12 protein-coding genes and 1 pseudogene are annotated in these 15,628 nt (G+C 74.6%); 11 read left to right on the forward strand and 2 right to left on the reverse strand.

Annotated elements, in window-relative coordinates:
- Nucleotides 1-54 precede the first annotated feature (54 nt).
- Together HCJ94_RS13465 and HCJ94_RS13470 are read left to right on the forward strand one after the other, a co-directional pair.
- Nucleotides 55-2,805 (forward strand): annotated as a pseudogene (locus tag HCJ94_RS13465) (DEAD/DEAH box helicase); the annotation flags it as partial.
- Entirely contained in the window at nucleotides 2,802-3,737 is a 936-nt protein-coding gene (locus tag HCJ94_RS13470) for an SWIM zinc finger family protein (RefSeq protein ID WP_168001342.1), read from the forward strand. The pseudogene HCJ94_RS13465 and the gene HCJ94_RS13470, both read left to right, overlap by 4 nt.
- 33 nt (nucleotides 3,738-3,770) lie before the next feature.
- Here the strand turns inward: HCJ94_RS13470 and HCJ94_RS13475 are convergent, their stop codons facing one another.
- Entirely contained in the window at nucleotides 3,771-4,028 is a 258-nt protein-coding gene (locus HCJ94_RS13475) for a DUF3040 domain-containing protein (RefSeq protein WP_168001343.1), read from the reverse strand.
- A gap of 492 nt (nucleotides 4,029-4,520) precedes the next feature.
- Here HCJ94_RS13475 and HCJ94_RS13480 point away from each other — a divergent pair, with 492 nt between their 5' ends.
- From HCJ94_RS13480 to HCJ94_RS13500, 5 genes are read left to right on the forward strand one after another with little or no spacing between them, the layout of a single operon-like run.
- Entirely contained in the window at nucleotides 4,521-6,539 is a 2,019-nt protein-coding gene (locus HCJ94_RS13480) for a DUF1800 domain-containing protein (protein ID WP_168001344.1), read from the forward strand.
- Between the two features lie 8 nt (nucleotides 6,540-6,547).
- Complete coding sequence (locus tag HCJ94_RS30915) at nucleotides 6,548-7,921, forward strand: DUF1501 domain-containing protein (RefSeq protein ID WP_168001345.1); 1,374 nt, start codon at nucleotides 6,548-6,550, stop codon at nucleotides 7,919-7,921.
- Nucleotides 7,918-9,339 carry a ferredoxin reductase family protein gene (locus HCJ94_RS13490; RefSeq protein WP_168001346.1) on the forward strand — a complete coding sequence of 474 codons (1,422 nt, stop codon included), beginning with the start codon at nucleotides 7,918-7,920 and terminating at the stop codon, nucleotides 9,337-9,339. Before HCJ94_RS30915 ends, HCJ94_RS13490 begins: the two co-directional genes overlap by 4 nt.
- 6 nt (nucleotides 9,340-9,345) lie before the next feature.
- Entirely contained in the window at nucleotides 9,346-9,948 is a 603-nt protein-coding gene (locus HCJ94_RS13495) for an FMN-binding protein (RefSeq protein ID WP_240944191.1), read from the forward strand.
- A gap of 58 nt (nucleotides 9,949-10,006) precedes the next feature.
- The gene (locus HCJ94_RS13500; protein ID WP_168001399.1) at nucleotides 10,007-10,726 is read left to right on the forward strand and encodes an FAD:protein FMN transferase; all 720 of its coding nucleotides are present in this window, start codon (nucleotides 10,007-10,009) and stop codon (nucleotides 10,724-10,726) included.
- 381 nt (nucleotides 10,727-11,107) lie between these two features.
- On the opposite strand, the gene HCJ94_RS13505 is transcribed toward HCJ94_RS13500, so the two are convergent.
- Nucleotides 11,108-11,779: a bifunctional DNA primase/polymerase gene (locus HCJ94_RS13505; RefSeq protein WP_168001347.1), complete on the reverse strand. Its 672-nt coding sequence runs from the start codon at nucleotides 11,777-11,779 to the stop codon at nucleotides 11,108-11,110.
- A 247-nt stretch (nucleotides 11,780-12,026) separates the two neighbouring features.
- On the opposite strand from HCJ94_RS13505, the gene HCJ94_RS13510 reads away from it, so the two are divergent.
- The 4 genes from HCJ94_RS13510 to HCJ94_RS13525 all read left to right on the forward strand — a co-directional run bounded on the left by HCJ94_RS13510 (nucleotide 12,027) and on the right by HCJ94_RS13525 (nucleotide 15,626).
- Nucleotides 12,027-13,256, forward strand: a complete 1,230-nt coding sequence (locus HCJ94_RS13510; RefSeq protein ID WP_168001348.1) for a helix-turn-helix domain-containing protein — start codon at nucleotides 12,027-12,029, stop codon at nucleotides 13,254-13,256.
- Between the two features lie 16 nt (nucleotides 13,257-13,272).
- Complete coding sequence (locus HCJ94_RS13515) at nucleotides 13,273-13,848, forward strand: flavoprotein (protein ID WP_168001349.1); 576 nt, start codon at nucleotides 13,273-13,275, stop codon at nucleotides 13,846-13,848.
- A gap of 214 nt (nucleotides 13,849-14,062) precedes the next feature.
- Entirely contained in the window at nucleotides 14,063-14,899 is an 837-nt protein-coding gene (locus HCJ94_RS13520) for a Nif3-like dinuclear metal center hexameric protein (protein WP_309227265.1), read from the forward strand.
- Nucleotides 14,889-15,626, forward strand: coding sequence for a zinc ribbon domain-containing protein (locus HCJ94_RS13525; protein ID WP_168001351.1), 738 nt, complete (start codon nucleotides 14,889-14,891; stop codon nucleotides 15,624-15,626). Before HCJ94_RS13520 ends, HCJ94_RS13525 begins: the two co-directional genes overlap by 11 nt.
- Nucleotides 15,627-15,628: the final 2 nt, after the last annotated feature.

Here is a 15,628-nt window from a genome sequence, read left to right on the forward strand (position 1 = left end):
GGCCCCGACGCGACCGCCGGGCGGTCGCCCGGGCCGGGCGAGCCGGTCGCCAACGCGCGGGCGGTGTGGCGGCCCCTGCTCACCGGTACGGACGCCGCCTGGGCCCGCTCGCTCGCGCTGGCCCTGCCGCCGGCCGCCCGGGCCGCCGTCGAGGTCCTGCTCGATCCACTCGACGCCGCCGCCATCGTGGGGTCCGGCGGGCCGGGATCACCCGGTGCCGCCGGCATCGCGGCGGCGGGCGGTCCGGACCCGACGCGGGACGACAACGGCCACGCGACCAGGACCGCCGGCGCGGGCGCGACCGGTGCCGCCGGCCGCACCGCCGGCCGGGACGGTGACGGGTGGGAGCCGGGGGAACTGGTCGCCGACGCGCTCGACGCCCTCACCGACGCCGCCGCGCGGGCCGCGCTCGCCGACACCGTTCTCGCCAAGGGCGTACGCCGGCTCGGCGCGGTGCCGGCGTGGCTGACGGCCCTCACCGGCCCGCACCGCGACTTCGCCGCCGACCCGGCGGCCCTGGCGACGCTCCGCGACGAGCTGGACGCCTGGCAGCGCGACGCCGCGGGCGGCGCGGTCCGGGCCAGCTTCCGCCTGGTCGAGCCGCTCCTCGACGAGATCACCGAGCCGGTCACCGTGGTGCCCGCCGACACCGCGGCCGGTGGGCACTGGCGGGTCGAGTTCGGCCTCCAGGCCGCCGACGAGCCGAGCCTGCACGTCGACGCCGGGCGGATCTGGCACGAGCCGGAGACCGTGACCGGCCTGGACAGCCCGCAGGAGACGCTGCTGGCGGAGCTGGGCCGGGCCAGCCGGCTCTGGCCGGAGCTGGACGCGGCGCTGCGGACCGCCACGCCGGAGGCGATGGTGCTCGACGTGGAGGGCGCGCACCGGTTCCTCCGGGAGGGCGCCCCGGTGCTGCACGCGGCCGGGTTCGCCGTGCTGCTGCCGTCGTGGTGGCAGCGCCCGTCGTCCCGGCTCGGCGCCCGCCTCCAGGCGCGCAGCCGGACCGCTCCGGGCACCGTCGCCGGGGCCGGCGGCGGTGTCGGGCTCGACGCGCTGGTGGACTACCGGTGGGAGGTGGCGCTCGGCGACCACCCGCTGACCGCCGACGAGTTGGCGTCCCTCGCGGCACTGAAGACCCCGCTGGTACGCCTGCGCGGCCGTTGGGTCGAGCTGGACCCGAAGCGTCTCGCCGCCGGCCTGCGGCTGCTCCGTTCGGCCGGCGAGCTGACCGTCGGCGACCTGCTGCGCCTCGGCCTGTCCGACGCCTCCGGGGACGCACTGCCCGTGCTGGAGGTGAGTGCCGACGGCGCGCTGGGCGACCTGCTCGCCGGCACGGTGGAGCGGCGGCTCACCCCGCTGGACGCGCCGCCGTCGTTCCGCGGCACGCTGCGCCCGTACCAGCGGCGGGGACTGGCCTGGTTGTCCTTCCTCCAGTCGCTCGGCCTGGGCGGGGTGCTCGCCGACGACATGGGCCTCGGCAAGACGGTCCAACTGCTCGCCCTGCTCGCCGGTGACCCTCCGGACGCCGGCCCGACCCTGCTGGTCTGTCCGATGTCGCTGGTCGGCAACTGGCAGCGGGAGGCGGCGAAGTTCGCGCCCGACCTGCGTGTCCACGTCCATCACGGCGCCGAGCGGGCCCGGGGGGACGCGTTCACCGACGCCGTGCACGCGGCGGACCTGGTCCTCACCACCTACACCGTGGCCGCCCGCGACGCCGTGGACCTGGCCGGCATCGACTGGCACCGGGTGGTGGTGGACGAGGCGCAGGCCATCAAGAACGCCTCCACCCGCCAGGCCGAGGCCGTCCGCGCGCTGCCCGCCCGGCACCGGATCGCCGTCACCGGCACCCCGGTGGAGAACCGGCTCGCCGACCTCTGGTCGATCATGCAGTTCGCCAACCCGGGGCTGCTCGGCCCGGCGGCGACGTTCAAGAAGCGGTACGCCGAGCCGATCGAGCGGCACGGCGACGCCGAGGCGGCCGAGCGGCTGCGCCGGATCACCGGCCCCTTCGTGCTGCGGCGCCTCAAGACCGACTCCTCCATCATCTCGGACCTGCCGGAGAAGCTGGAGATGGAGGTCGTCTGCAACCTGACCGCCGAGCAGGCCGCCCTCTACCGGGCGGTGGTCGACGACATGATGGCGCGGATCGAGTCCAGCGACGGCATCGAACGCCGGGGGCTCGTGCTGGCCGCCATGACGCGGCTCAAGCAGGTCTGCAACCACCCGGCGCACCTGCTGCGCGACGGCTCGGCCCTGGACGGCCGCTCCGGCAAGCTGGCCCGGCTGGAGGAGATCCTCGACGAGGTGCTCGCCGCGGGGGAGAAGGCCCTCCTCTTCACCCAGTACGCGGAGTTCGGCGGTATGCTGCGCGCCCACCTGTCGGCCCGCTTCGGCCGGGAGGCGCTGTTCCTGCACGGCGGTGTCGGCAAGGCCGACCGGGACGCGATGGTGACCCGGTTCCAGTCCCCGGACGGGCCGGCGCTGTTCGTCCTGTCGCTCAAGGCCGGTGGCACCGGGCTCACCCTCACCGCCGCCAACCACGTCGTGCACGTCGACCGCTGGTGGAACCCGGCGGTGGAGGACCAGGCCACCGACCGGGCGTTCCGCATCGGCCAGCACCGGCGCGTGCAGGTCCGCAAGTTCGTCTGCGCCGGCACGGTGGAGGAGAAGGTCGCGGCGCTGATCGCCGACAAGCGCCGACTCGCCTCGACGGTCGTCGGCACCGGCGAGCAGTGGGTTACCGAGCTGTCCACGGCCCAGCTGCGCGACCTGTTCCGACTGGAGGCCGGGGCGGTGGTCGAGTGAGCCCGCGAACCGGGGGCGGCACGACGGATCGCGGCGACGCCGGGCGGCGTGACGGCGTCCCCGGGCGGTTCGCCGACTACGGGCCGCCCCGCAAGGTCGAGGGTGGACTCCGGGCGCGCAGCACCCGGGGCGCGATCGGCCGGTCCTGGTGGTCCCGGCGCTTCCTGGAGGTGCTGGAGTCGTTCGCCCTCGGCACCCGCCTCACCCGGGGCCGGTCGTACGCCCGCGCCGGCCAGGTGATCCGCCTCGACGTGGCACCCGGCGAGGTGACGGCCGTCGTGCAGGGCTCCCGCCCCCGGCCGTACGACGTGCGCATCGCGCTGCCGGCCTTCCCACCCGCGCTGTGGGCACGGGTGGAGGAGGACCTGGCGGCGCAGGCGTTCTTCAGTGCCCGCCTGCTCGCCGGGGACCTCCCCGCGGAGCTGGAGGAGCTGTTCGTCGCGGCCGGCGCGCCGCTGTTCCCGGCGGGTGTCGCCGAGCTGAACCAGCGGTGCAACTGCCCCGACGCCGCCGTCCCCTGCAAGCACCTCGCGGCGACCTTCTACCTGCTCGCCGAGGCGTTCGACGCCGACCCGTTCCAGTTGCTGCACTGGCGGGGCCGCCGCCGCGACGAGCTGCTCGACCGGCTGCGGGTCCTGCGAGGTGGCGCCGCCCCGCCCCCGGCCGTCCGGTCCGTCCCGGACAGCGTGCGTACCACTGTGGACGTTCCGGCGGTCGGTGCCGCGCGGGCGGTCACCGGGCTGCCGTCGGCGCCGCTGGCCGAGGCGGTGGACCGGTTCTGGTCCCCGCCGGTGCCGCTGCCCGACCGGCCGCCCACCCTGGTGACCGGGCCGGACCTGCTGCTCCGGCAGCTCGGCGCGCCCGCTCCCGCCATCGGCGGACCGGGGCTGGTGGAACGGCTGCGCCGGGCGTACCGGCGGCTCGGCGACTGACCGGCGGAAGGACCGGCGTCACCCGTCGTGGCGTCACAGCCAGCGCCGTCGGAACCGCCACATGACCGCGGCGTTGGCCACCAGGACCACCGCGCAGATCGCGCCGGCCAGCCGTCCGGCCAGTACGGTCGTCGCCGGCAGCGCCGCCCAGAGAACGATGGTCAACAGCATCAGCCACCGGCCACGACGACCCCGTGCGCGGTTGTCCAGCCGGGCGAAGAACGCCGGGTCGCTCTCCCGAAGGTGGCGGGTGATCTGCTCGAACCTGCGCTGATCCTCTTTGCTGAGCATGTGCCTTCCCCTCACGCGTTCAGCGGTTCGGCGGCATACCCGCTGGGGCGGCGGCTCACGCTCCCCTGCTCCTGCCACTTTGGGGCTCCGCAGGGGTTTGCGGGTGACGGCGCGGTGCCGCCGCGTGGGACGGCAGCCGCTACACGCCCCGACCTCTCGGCGAGGCGTTTCAGGACCGGCTTATCCGGACCTTAAGTTTGCCTGTGCCGTTGAACGGCGCAATCAGCGCCGCGTGCGTCGAAAACGTTACGCGCGTGCCCGGACCGCCCGCGTCGGCCCTGCTCGGGGCCGTCTGTCCGGTGTCGCCCGACGACCGGCGCGTTCCCCGGGCGCTGAGGGCCGTCTTAAGTGACGTTTCGGGGCCGTCCGACGCTGGTTGAGGGCCTCTCACCCCTTGGCTACCTTCCCGTAGCAACCCCCCAGGCATCAGCTCCCGCACCCGTATCCCGCCCGGTCACGGTGGTTTGCGGCGCAGCAGAAACGGATTGGTACATGGCCGACCAGAATGTGCCACCACCACGTCGACCGCGGGACGACCGCGGGTGGGACGGGAGACCGTACCCCGAGGCGTACCGCGACGACTACGCGTCCACCCCGTACACCTACGACGTGCCCCAGTCGCCGGCGCCGCAGGGCCCCCAGTGGGTCGGCCCGAACGGCTTCGGGCCCGCCACCACGCCGGCCCGGACGCCCGGTGCCGGACTGCCCAACCTGGACGACGGCGGCGAGCCCGGCCGCACGGTGGGCCGTCGCAAGGCGCTCGTCGCGCTCGGCGGGACCGCCGCGGTGGTCGCCGGGGGCGCCGCCCTGGCGATGACGCCCCAGGTCCGGGGACTGTTCGGTGACGATGTGGTGGCCGGCGACGCCACCGGCACCCAGGTGACCGACGGCACCGCCGCCCGGCCGAGCGGCCAGCAGCCGAGCACGGTGCGCACCTACACCGAGCAGAACGAGAGCTACATGGGCTCGCGTGCCGGTGAGGCGCTGAAGAAGAACAACCCGGCCGGCGGCCGGACGTTCTCCGGGCCGGCGGCCGCCGCCGCGGAGACACCGGTGACCGTCAAGACGGTCCTCGCCAAGGACCCGATCCTGCACCTGGCCCGGCGGGCCACCTTCGGCGTGACCCCGGAGGTCCTCGCCGACATCAAGGACCGGGGCATCGACGGCTGGCTGCGCTGGCAGCTCGACCCGGACAAGATCGCGCCGACGAAGGCCGAGCTGAAGCTCGCCGAGCTGCCCACCCTCAAGCTCAACACCGAGCAGCTGCGCGCGCAGCGCGACCAGCTCAACGAGCGGGGCGCCCAGCCGGAGCGGGAGCTGGTCGACGCCACCATCGCCCGGCAGATCTGGTCGGACCGCCAGCTGTACGAGGTGATGGTCGACTTCTGGAACGACTTCCTGCACGTCGCCGCCGACTTCGACGGCGGCGAGGTGTACCGGAACTCCTTCGACCGGGACGTGGTGCGGGCGCACGCCCTGGGCAGCTACCCGGACATGCTGCTCGCCGCGAACAAGCACCCCGCGCTGCTGCTCTACCTCAACCAGAACGACTCCCGCGCCGACGCGGTCAACGAGAACCTCGCCCGGGAGAACCTGGAGCTGTACTCGGTGGGCGTCGACGGCGGCTACACCGAGAAGGACGTCCGGCAGGCGGCCCTGCTCCAGACCGGACGCGGCGTCGCCGACGGCAGGTACGTGTTCCGCCCGGAGCGGCACTACGTCGGCAAGGTGAAGATCCTCGGCTTCACCCACGCCAACAGCTCGAAGGACCCGAAGAAGGCCGAGGCGGCGATCGACGCGTACCTGACGTACATCGCCCTGCACCCCTCGACGGCGAAGTACGTGGCGCAGAGCCTGGCCACCCGGTTCGTCTCGGACACGCCGCCGAAGTCCCTCGTGGACCGGCTGGCGAAGACGTACCTGACCAACAAGGGCATGGTCAAGCCGCTGCTGATGACCCTGTTCAGCTCCTCGGAGTTCTGGGCCGCCGTGGGGCAGAAGGTGCGCCGACCGATGGAGTACCTCGTCGCCACGTACCGCGCGCTCGGCGTCTCGCCCGAGGCGTCGCCGGGCCACGACAACGGTGACAACCGGCGCACCCCGTTCGGCCGGGGCCTGCGGCAGATCCACGACACGATGCGCGAGCTGGGCCAGTACCCGATGGGCCAGCCGACCCCGGACGGCTACCCGGACGTCTACGTCGCGTGGACGTCGGCCGGCACGATGGTCAACGGCTGGAACGAGGCCGGCGAACTCGTCGCCGCCCGCCGTACCGTCTTCACGTACCGGAAGCCGGAGAAACTGGTGGCCCGGCCGCCGGCGACCGCCGGGGCGTACGTGGACGCGCTCGCCCAGCGGCTGGTCGGCCAGAAGCTGAGCGCCAAGGAGAAGTCGCTGATCCTCGGTATCGCCGGCCTGTCGGCCGGTGCCCGGGTGGACGCGACGTTCAACGGGGCCGTCGCCGCCATCGCGCGGGCGATCCTCGCTTCCCCCCAGCACCACCTCCGGTGAGGCCTCCGATGGAGAAGACCGTGTACTCGTACCCCCTGCACCCCGACTGCCCCGACGTGCGGCGGCTGGCCGACAACCCGGCCGAGGCGCTGCTGCGGGCGGAGGCCGACATCGTCGCCGCCGAGAACGCCGCCGAGCGGGACCGCTACCGCCGCCTGGAGGAGTTGGAGGAGGCGCAGCAGGACGGCCGCGGCGTCACCCGCCGGACCTTCGTGGCCGGTGCCGCCGCCACCGCCCTGGCCACCGCCCAGTTCGTCACCACCTCGGCGTCCTTCGCCGCGACGAAGACCGGCACCCTGATCCACGTCTTCCTCTACGGCGGGCTGGACGGGCTGAGCCTGGTCGCACCGGCCGACGACCCGGTGCTCGCCCGGGCCCGCCCGGACCTGCTGCTCGCCGACGACTCCCTGGCCGTCGGCCGCGGCTTCAAGCTGACCAGCGCGTTCAAGCCGCTCGAACCGTGGCTGCGCTCGGGCAACCTCGGCTTCGTCCCCGGCGTCTCCGACGAGCGCCTGTCCCGCAGCCACTTCCAGGCCGCGGACGCCTGCAACCTCGGCGGCCTGCCGGGCGAGACCGGTGGCCGGGGCTGGCTGGACAGCCTGGTCGACGCGCTCGGCAAGGGCACCGCGTTCCGCAGCGTCGGCATCGGCAGTACCCTGCCCCGCTCGCTGGTCGGCACGAACGGCGCGCTGTCGCTGAACAGCGTCGGCTCGTTGCGGCTCAACGGCGAGGAGAAGTACCGCGCGGCGACCGAGAAGGCCATCCGCGGCCTGTTCACCGGGATCAACCACCCGGTCCAGGAGGCGGTCCAGGACGGCCTCGGCGCGCTGGCCACGGCCCAGCGGCTAGCCGCGAAGCCGTACCAGCCGGCCGAGGGAGTCGAGTACCGGGGCGTCGGGTACGCCTTCCAGCAGCTCGCCCAGCTCATCAAGGGCGGCGCCAACGTCCGCGTCGCCACCGTCGGCATGGGCGGCTACGACACCCACGAGAACCAGGGCACCCGCGAGGGCGGCCAGCTGCACCGGCGGCTGGGCGAGCTGGCCTCGGCGATGGCCGCCTTCTTCACCGACCTGGGCGACCGGGCCGCCGACGTCACGGTCATGGTGTCCAGCGAGTTCGGCCGGCGGGTCGCCTCCAACAGCGGCGGCACCGACCACGGGCACGGCGGCGTCGTCACCGTGCTGTCCGGCCGCAAGCTCGCCGGCTCGCTGCTCGGCAGGTGGAACGGGTTGAACGAACTCGACTCCGGTGACGTACCCGAGTACAACAACATGTTCAACGTCTACGGGTCCGTGGCGCAGGGCCGGTTCGGGCTCACCAACGCGGAGGTGGCGAAGATCTTCCCGCGGATGAAGTACGCCCCGATGAAGCTGTACGCGTGACGTACCCCCGTACCCACGCCGCCGGCCGCCGGGCCGGGACGACACCGTCCCGGGACGGCGGCCGGCCGGCCGGGGGCGTACGCCCCCAGGTGCCGCCGCGGCGCGGACCCGGCGGCCGGCGGGTGCTGGCCGCGCTGCTCGTGCTCGGCCTGCTCGCCAGCGTGCTGCCCTGGTGGCTGGACACCCCCGCCGGCTCCCTGAGGACCACCGCGGCGACCCTCACCGCCGCCGGCCGGATCACCGGCCTCGTCGCCGGCTACCTGCTGCTCGTGCAGGTGCTCATGATGAGCCGCCTGCCGCTGCTGGAACGCTGGATCGGCGGCGAGCAGATCGCCCGCTGGCACCGCGACCTCGGCGCCACCCTGCTGGTCGCGGTGCTCGCGCACGCGGCACTGATCCTGGTCGGGTACGCCGACCTGGAGGACAAGCCGATCCTCACCGAGGCGGGCGTGCTGCTGCGCGACCACGAGGACATGGTCTCCGCGTTCGCCGCCGCCGGCGTGCTGGTGCTGATCGGCTTCACCAGCGTCCGCGCGATCCGCCGGGTGCTGCCGTACGAGCTGTGGCACGCGCTGCACCTGGCCAGCTACCTCGCGCTGCTGCTCGGCTTCGGCCACCAGTTCAGCAACGGGGCGCAGCTCTTCCGGCCCGGCCCGGTCCGTACCCTGTGGATCGCCATGTACGTCGTGGTCGTCGCGGCCCTGGTCTGGGGCCGGGTGGTCGCGCCGCTGGCGTTCAACCTGCGGCACCGGCTGCGGGTGGCCGACGTGGTCGCGGAGAGCCCGGACACGATCTCGATCTACCTCACCGGGGATCGGCTGGGCGAGCTGGACCTGCTCGGCGGTCAGTTCTTCCGCTGGCGGTTCCTCACCCGCGGCTGCTGGTGGCAGTCGCACCCGTTCTCCGTCTCGGCCGCGGCCAACGACCGCTGGCTGCGGCTCACCGTCAAGGTGGTCGGCGCGTACACCCGGGACCTGCGCGACCTCGACCCGGGGACGCCCGTCTGGGCGGAGGGGCCGTCCGGCACGTTCACCGCCGCCCACCGCACCGGCGACCGGGCATTGCTGATCGCCGGCGGCAGCGGGATCACCCCGATCCGGGCGGTGCTCGAGGAGCTGCCGCCCGGCTCGGCGCTGATCTACCGGGCCCGGACCCCGGCCGACGTGCTGCTGCACCGGGAACTGGACTGGCTGGCCCAGGCCCGGGACGTGCGGATCTGGTACGTCATCGGCTCCCGGAACGACCCCGGCCCCCGCCAGGTGCTCACCCCGGACGGGCTGCGCGGGCTGGTCCCCGACGTCGTCCGCCGGGACGTCTACCTGTGCGGGCCGCCCGGCCTGGTCGCGCAGTCCCTCGCGGTGCTGCGCCAGGCCGGCGTGCCGCGCCGGCAGGTCCACCTCGCCACCTTCGAGCTGTAGGAAGGCATGTCCATGCGTCGCGCCCTGCTCGCGATCACCGGCCTGGCCGCCAGCACCACCGCGATGGTGGTGCTGAAGAGCGGCCCGGGCGCCAGCCAGGTCGCCCAGGAGCTGCCCGCCGCGGGACAGCCGGTCGCGCCCGCTCCCGACGGGCCGGCCCCGACCGACGGCGGCGCTGGGCCCGAGGCGTCGCCGTCGGGCGCCGCCTCGCCCCGGCCCCGCCGCAGCGCCACCCGCGCCCCCGCGACGCGCCCCACCGCCGGCGCGACCTCCGGTGCGCGGCTGCCGTCCGCCCCGCGTACGAGCAGCGCGCCGGCCCGGCCGACCACCCGGACCGTGACCGGGCCGGTGGTGGAGAACGAGTACGGCAACGTGCAGGTCCGGATCACCCTCTCCGGCTCGCGCATCGTCGACGCGGTGGCGCTGGAGCTGCCCGAGGAGACGGCCCAGTCCGACCAGCGCAGCCAGCAGGTGGACGACCGGTACAGCGGCACGTCGGGGCTGGTGGTGCAGCAGCAGGGCGCGGACCTCGACACGGTGTCCGGGGCGACGGCGACCAGCACCTCGTACCGGCAGTCGCTGCAGGCCGCGATCGACCGGGCGAACTAGGGCCGTGTCGACGTCACCGCCCCTGACCCGGCCCGGCCTGCGCCGGGTCGAGCAGGTCATGGGTACGGCGATCAGCCTCGACCTCGCCGACGACCTGCCCCGCGCCGAGCTGGACGAGCTGGCCGACGAGGTCTTCCGCTGGCTACGGGAGGTGGACGCGCGGTTCAGCACGTACCGGGCCGACAGCGAGGTGTGCCGGTTCGACCGGGGGGAGCTGCTGCTGTCGGAGGCGTCGGCGGACCTGCGGCTCGTGCTGGAGCGCTGCGCCGACCTGTGGGGCGCCACCGACGGGTTCTTCGACGGGTACGCCACCGGCGGCCTCGACCCGTCCGGCTACGTCAAGGGCTGGGCCGCGCAGGTCGCCTCGGACCGGCTGCTCGCCGCCGGGTCGACCAACCACTGCCTCAACGCCGGCGGCGACGTACGGGTCCGGGGATTGTCCGCCTCCGGCCGGCCGTGGCGGGTCGGCGTCCGGCACCCGTGGGACCCGATGGCCACCTGCCTGGTGCTCACCGGCTCCGACCTGGCCGTCGCCACGTCCGGCGGCTACGAGCGCGGCCACCACGTGCTCGACCCGCGCCGGGGCACGCCGGCCCGGGGTCTGCGCTCGGTCACCGTGGTCGGCACCGACCTGGGGCTCGCGGACGCGTACGCCACGGCGGCCGTCGCGATGGGCGCCGCCGGCCCGGCCTGGCTCGACCGCCTGACCGACCACCACCACGCGATCGTCACCGACGACGGGCGCCTCCTGCACTCGACGGACCTGCCCCTCGCGTAGCGGGCAGGCCCCTTCCACCTCGCCGATCTTGCACTTTGTGCCCTCGGTATGCCCCTTCTGCGGCATATGCCGGGGCCGAAAGTGCAAGATCGCCGGGGGCGCGGGCGGGGTGAGGGCGGGTCAGCGGGCGGGGCGGTGGGTGCCGGCGGGGCGGGAGCCCAGCGGGCGGGGCCGGCCGGGGCGGGAGCCCGCTGGTCGCGTCGCGGCCCAGCGGTACCGGGGCCGGTGGTGGCGGGGCGGCTCGGCGCCGCCCGGCTCGCGCCTGGTGTCGTCGGTGGACATGCAACCCCCGCTCGTGGCCCGTTCGCGCCGTCACGAGGTCTAACGAGCCGCACCGTCCCGACGACGCTGCCCGTCCGCGGGCTCACCGAGGCGGCAGCCTCACCGCCCCCGCCGGGGGAGTGGCAGGTGACCGGGGAGCAGCTCGGCGACGAGCGTGACCCCGCTCGCCTGTAACTCCCCGATCAGCGTGTTCTGCAACAGGTACGAGTCGGGCAGTTGCCAGCGCGCCCGCTCGGGGGCGACCACCCAGCGGACGGTGCCCTCGGGCAGGCGGGTCGGGGGCGCCGGGATCCAGGAGCCCGGCCCGTGCCGGACCACGTGGAAGCAGTGGTCCAGTTCCGGCCGCAGCGGGTCGCCGGGGCGGACCAGGAACATCCACCGCCCGGTGGGGGTGGCCAGCACCGGCCCGCGGACGGCGAGGCCCGCCGGATGGTTCTCCATGGCCGCCAGCACCTGCCGGCCGAGGTGCGCCGGCACCTCCAGCACGTCGAACGCCCGGCCGGTGGGGAGCAGTACGCCGTGCGGGCGGGTACGCCACCAGGTCGCCACCCGGGCCGGGTCGGCGCTCGCGGCGTGCTCCCAGTCCTCCAGCGCCGGGTGGCAGCCGACGGTGGGGCAGCCGGCCCGCCCGCACACGAAGCGGCTGCGGGCCAGGCACGCGCCGGGTGTCACCTCCCAGCCGTGCAGCGCGTAGCGTACGGCGACCCGGCGCAGCCGTACCCGCTCCAGAGGAGACAGTTGAACGACGCGTGGTGCGACATTCCCCCACATGTGTGCGATCTCCCCTCGTCGGACCCGGCCGGTGCACAGGTCGTACGTCGAACACCGTCACTGCCGTAACCCGCGGTCGTTGAGTTGACGAACGGCTGATGCAACTTGCACGAAAACTACGAGGATCGGCCGTACGGCTGACGTACACGCTGTGCGACCAGCGAAAACCTGAACACGTGAAGCGTCGCGCCCGAGGAGACCCCCGGCCCACCGGCCGGAGTGGACGGCACAGGGGAGGGATGGGGAGATGGACGAGTTACCCATAGGGCGGCGGGTGGCCTACTGGCGGGGGCGGCGCAAGATGTCGCAGCAGGTCTTCGCGGACCGGCTGGGCAAGTCGAAGAGCTGGGTGGACAAGGTCGAGCGCGGGGTGCGCCGGCTGGACAAGTTCTCGGTGCTGTACGAGATCGCCGACATCCTCCAGGTGGACGTGCAGCTGCTGCTCGGCAAGGACCCGGAGCGGCGTACCGACGCGTTGAACTGCATCGACCAGGTCGAGGTCCAGGAGATCCGGGCCGCCCTGGAGCGGTACGACTCGATGAGCGCCTACTTCGACGCGGCGCCGTACCCGCCGCCGCTGGCGGACATGCGCAAGGCCGCCACACATGCGTGGCTGACCTACCAGTACGGCCGCTACGGGATGCTGACCCGCGCGCTGCCGAAGCTGTTGCGCGACGCGCAGGCCGCCGACGCCGGCTTCGGCGGGGACGACGCCCGGGAGGCGGCGCACCTGCTCGGGCAGGTCTACCAGATCGCCTCCTCGGTCCTGCGCAAGCTGGGGGAGTGCGACCTGGCCTGGCTGGCCGCCGACCGGTCCATGGCGGTCGCCCAACGGGCCGACGACCCGCTGCTGGCGGGCATCGCCACCACCCGGGTCTGCAACGCGCTCGTGGCGATGGGCCGGCCCCGTCCGGCCCTGGAGCTGAACGTCACGATCGCGAACCGGCTGGCCCCGGGCGGCAGCAACGAGGCGTCGCCGGATCGCCTGTCGGTGTACGGCATGCTGCTGCTCCAGGGCGCGATGGCCGCCTCCCGGATCGGCGACTCCGCCACCGTGGACGACCTGCTGGGCGGCGCCGAGGAGGCGGCCACCCTGCTGGGCGGCGACCACAACCACTACTGGACGTCGTTCGGTCCGACCAACGTGGAGCTGCACCGCGCCGCGGCGGCGGTGGAGCTGGGCGACGGGGGCCGGGCGGTGGAGATCCACCAGCAGCGCGTCCCGGAACCGGCCTTCAGCGGGCTGCTCCCCGAACGCCGGGCCCACCACCTGCTCGACATCGCGCGGGGCTTCGCCCAGGTCGGCGATGTGGCGAACGCCGGCGACATGCTCCTGCGCGGCGACCGGCTGGCCCCGTCGGAGATCCGCTGCCGCCCGATCGCCCACGAGGTCATGTCGGACATCCTGCGTCGCACACGTGGTGCGCCGCCTTCTCCGATCGCGGAGTTGGCTGAGCACATGGGAGTAGGGGTATGAGCGCGGTGCCGGTCTGATGGCGGGCCCGCACCAGAGCGAGCGCCGCGAGGTGCTCTACGTCATCATCTGCGGTTCGCCGCTGGCACGGCACGTCGGCCGGCTCGTCGAGCTGGCCCAGCAGGACGGGTGGGAGGTCTGCGCGGTCACCACGCCGGACGGCGCCAAGTTCATCGACCGGCCGGCGCTGGCCCGCCAGACCGGGCACCCGGTGCGTACGCACTACAAGAACCCGGGTGACCCGGACGTCCTGCCCCCGGCCGACGCGATGATCGTCTGCCCGGCGACGGTGAACACGGTCAACAAGTGGGCGGCCGGCATCGCCGACACCCTGGCCCTCGGGCTCCTCGTCGAGGCCCAGGGGCTGGGGGTGCCGCTGGTGGCGGTGCCGTACACGAACGCGGCGATGGCCGCCCACCCGGCGTTCCGGGCGGGCCTCGGCCGGCTGGCCGAGTGGGGCGTCACCGTGCTGTTCGGCGACCACGTCGTCCCGCTGCACCCGCCGGGCTCCGGCGAGCGCCACCTGCACACCTTCCCCTGGGAGGCGGCGGTGGCCGCGCTGCGGGACCGGTCACCGGCGGCCTCCGCCGCCTGACCCACGGCGGCCGACCGCCCGGACGGACGGCACGCCCCCGCCGTCTCGGCCACGGCGGCCGACGGCCGCGGCGCCGCCGGCACGGGCACGGTCACCAGGACCGGTGCCGGCGGTGCGACGGGTCGCGTCCGGGTGGCGACGCGCCCCGTCGCCGCCCGCGCCGGTAAGCTGGCCCGCCGTGAGCACTCCCGCACTCCCGCCGACCGTCGCCGACGTGGTGGCCGAGCTGGAGCGGCGCTACCCGCCGGCGTGGGCGGAGGAGTGGGACCGCGTCGGGCTGGTGCTCGGCGAGCCGTGCGCGCCGGTCCGCCGGGTGCTCTGCGTCGTGGACGTGGTGCCGGAGACGGTGGCCGAGGCGGTCGAGGCGGGGGTCGACATGATCGTCGCCCACCATCCGCTGTTGCTGCGCGGGGTGTCGTCGGTCGCCCCGACCACGTACAAGGGGCGGATCATCCATCGCCTGATCAAGGCGGACGTCGCGCTCTACGTGGCGCACACCAACGCGGACGTGGCCGACCCGGGTGTCTCCGACGCGCTGGCCGCGCGGTTCGGGCTGACCGGGCTGCGCCCGCTGCACCGGCCCGCCCCGGGCTCGCCCGCGCACGGCGACGGCCGGGGGATCGGCCGGATCGGCGAGTTGCCCCGGCCGATGACCCTCGCCGAGCTGACCCGCCACGCCGCCGCCGTGCTGCCCGCCACCGCCTGGGGCGTCCGGGCGGCCGGCGACCCGGAGCGCACCGTGCGTACGCTCGCCGTGAGCGGCGGCTCCGGCGACAGCTTCCTCGGCGACGCGACCGCCGCCGGGGTGGACGCCTTCCTCACCGCCGACCTGCGGCACCACCCCGCCGGTGAGCACCTGGCCACCGGCGGGCCCGCCCTGCTCGACGCCGCCCACTGGGCGACCGAACGACCCTGGCTGGACGACCTGGCCGCGCTCCTGCGGGAGACGACCGGGGTCGAGACGCTGGTGTCCGACCTGGACACCGACCCGTGGACCGTACACGCCGCCCCGCCCGCGGCGGACGACAAGGAGCCCGACCGTGAAGGCTGACCCGAACGTCCAGCGCCGCCTGCTCGACCTGGCGGCGATCGACACCGCCCTCGCCCAGCTCGCCCACCGCCGCCGGGCCCTGCCCGAGCGGGCCGAACTGGAGGCCCTCGCACGGGAGCTGTCCGCCCTGGAGGACGAGCGCGTCCGTGCCCAGGTGGCCGTCGACGACCTGGACCGGGACATCGCCCGGCTGGAGAAGGACATCGACCAGGTCCGCGCCCGCAAGAGCAAGGACGAGGACCGGCTCGCCGCCGGCACCGGCCCGGCACGGGAGCTGGAGGCCCTCCAGCACGAGCTGGCCTCGCTCAACCGCCGTCAGGGTGACCTGGAGGACGCCGAGCTGGAGCTGATGGAGCAGCGGGAGACCGCGCAGGGCGTCCTGGACGGCGTCGAGAAGCGGATCGCGGAGGCGCGGGAGAGGCGGGCCACCGTCGAGCAGCGCCGCGACGAGAGCCTGGCCGAGATCGCAAAGGAGGAGGAGTTCAAGCGGGGCGCGCGGCAGCCGCTCGCCGCCGACCTCCCGGCCGACCTGGTCGCGCTCTACGACCGGATCCGCGAGGACACCGGTCTCGGCGCGGCCCTGCTCACCGCCGGGCGGTGCGGCGGGTGCCGGCTGGAGCTGTCCGGTGCCGACCTGGCCCGGATCCGCAGGGCGGACCCGGACGAGGTGGTGCGCTGCGAGGAGTGCCGCCGGATCATGGTCCGCACCAACGAGTCCGGTCTGTAGCC

It is taken from the genome of Micromonospora thermarum, assembly GCF_012034245.1.
Lineage (GTDB): Bacteria > Actinomycetota > Actinomycetes > Mycobacteriales > Micromonosporaceae > Micromonospora > Micromonospora thermarum.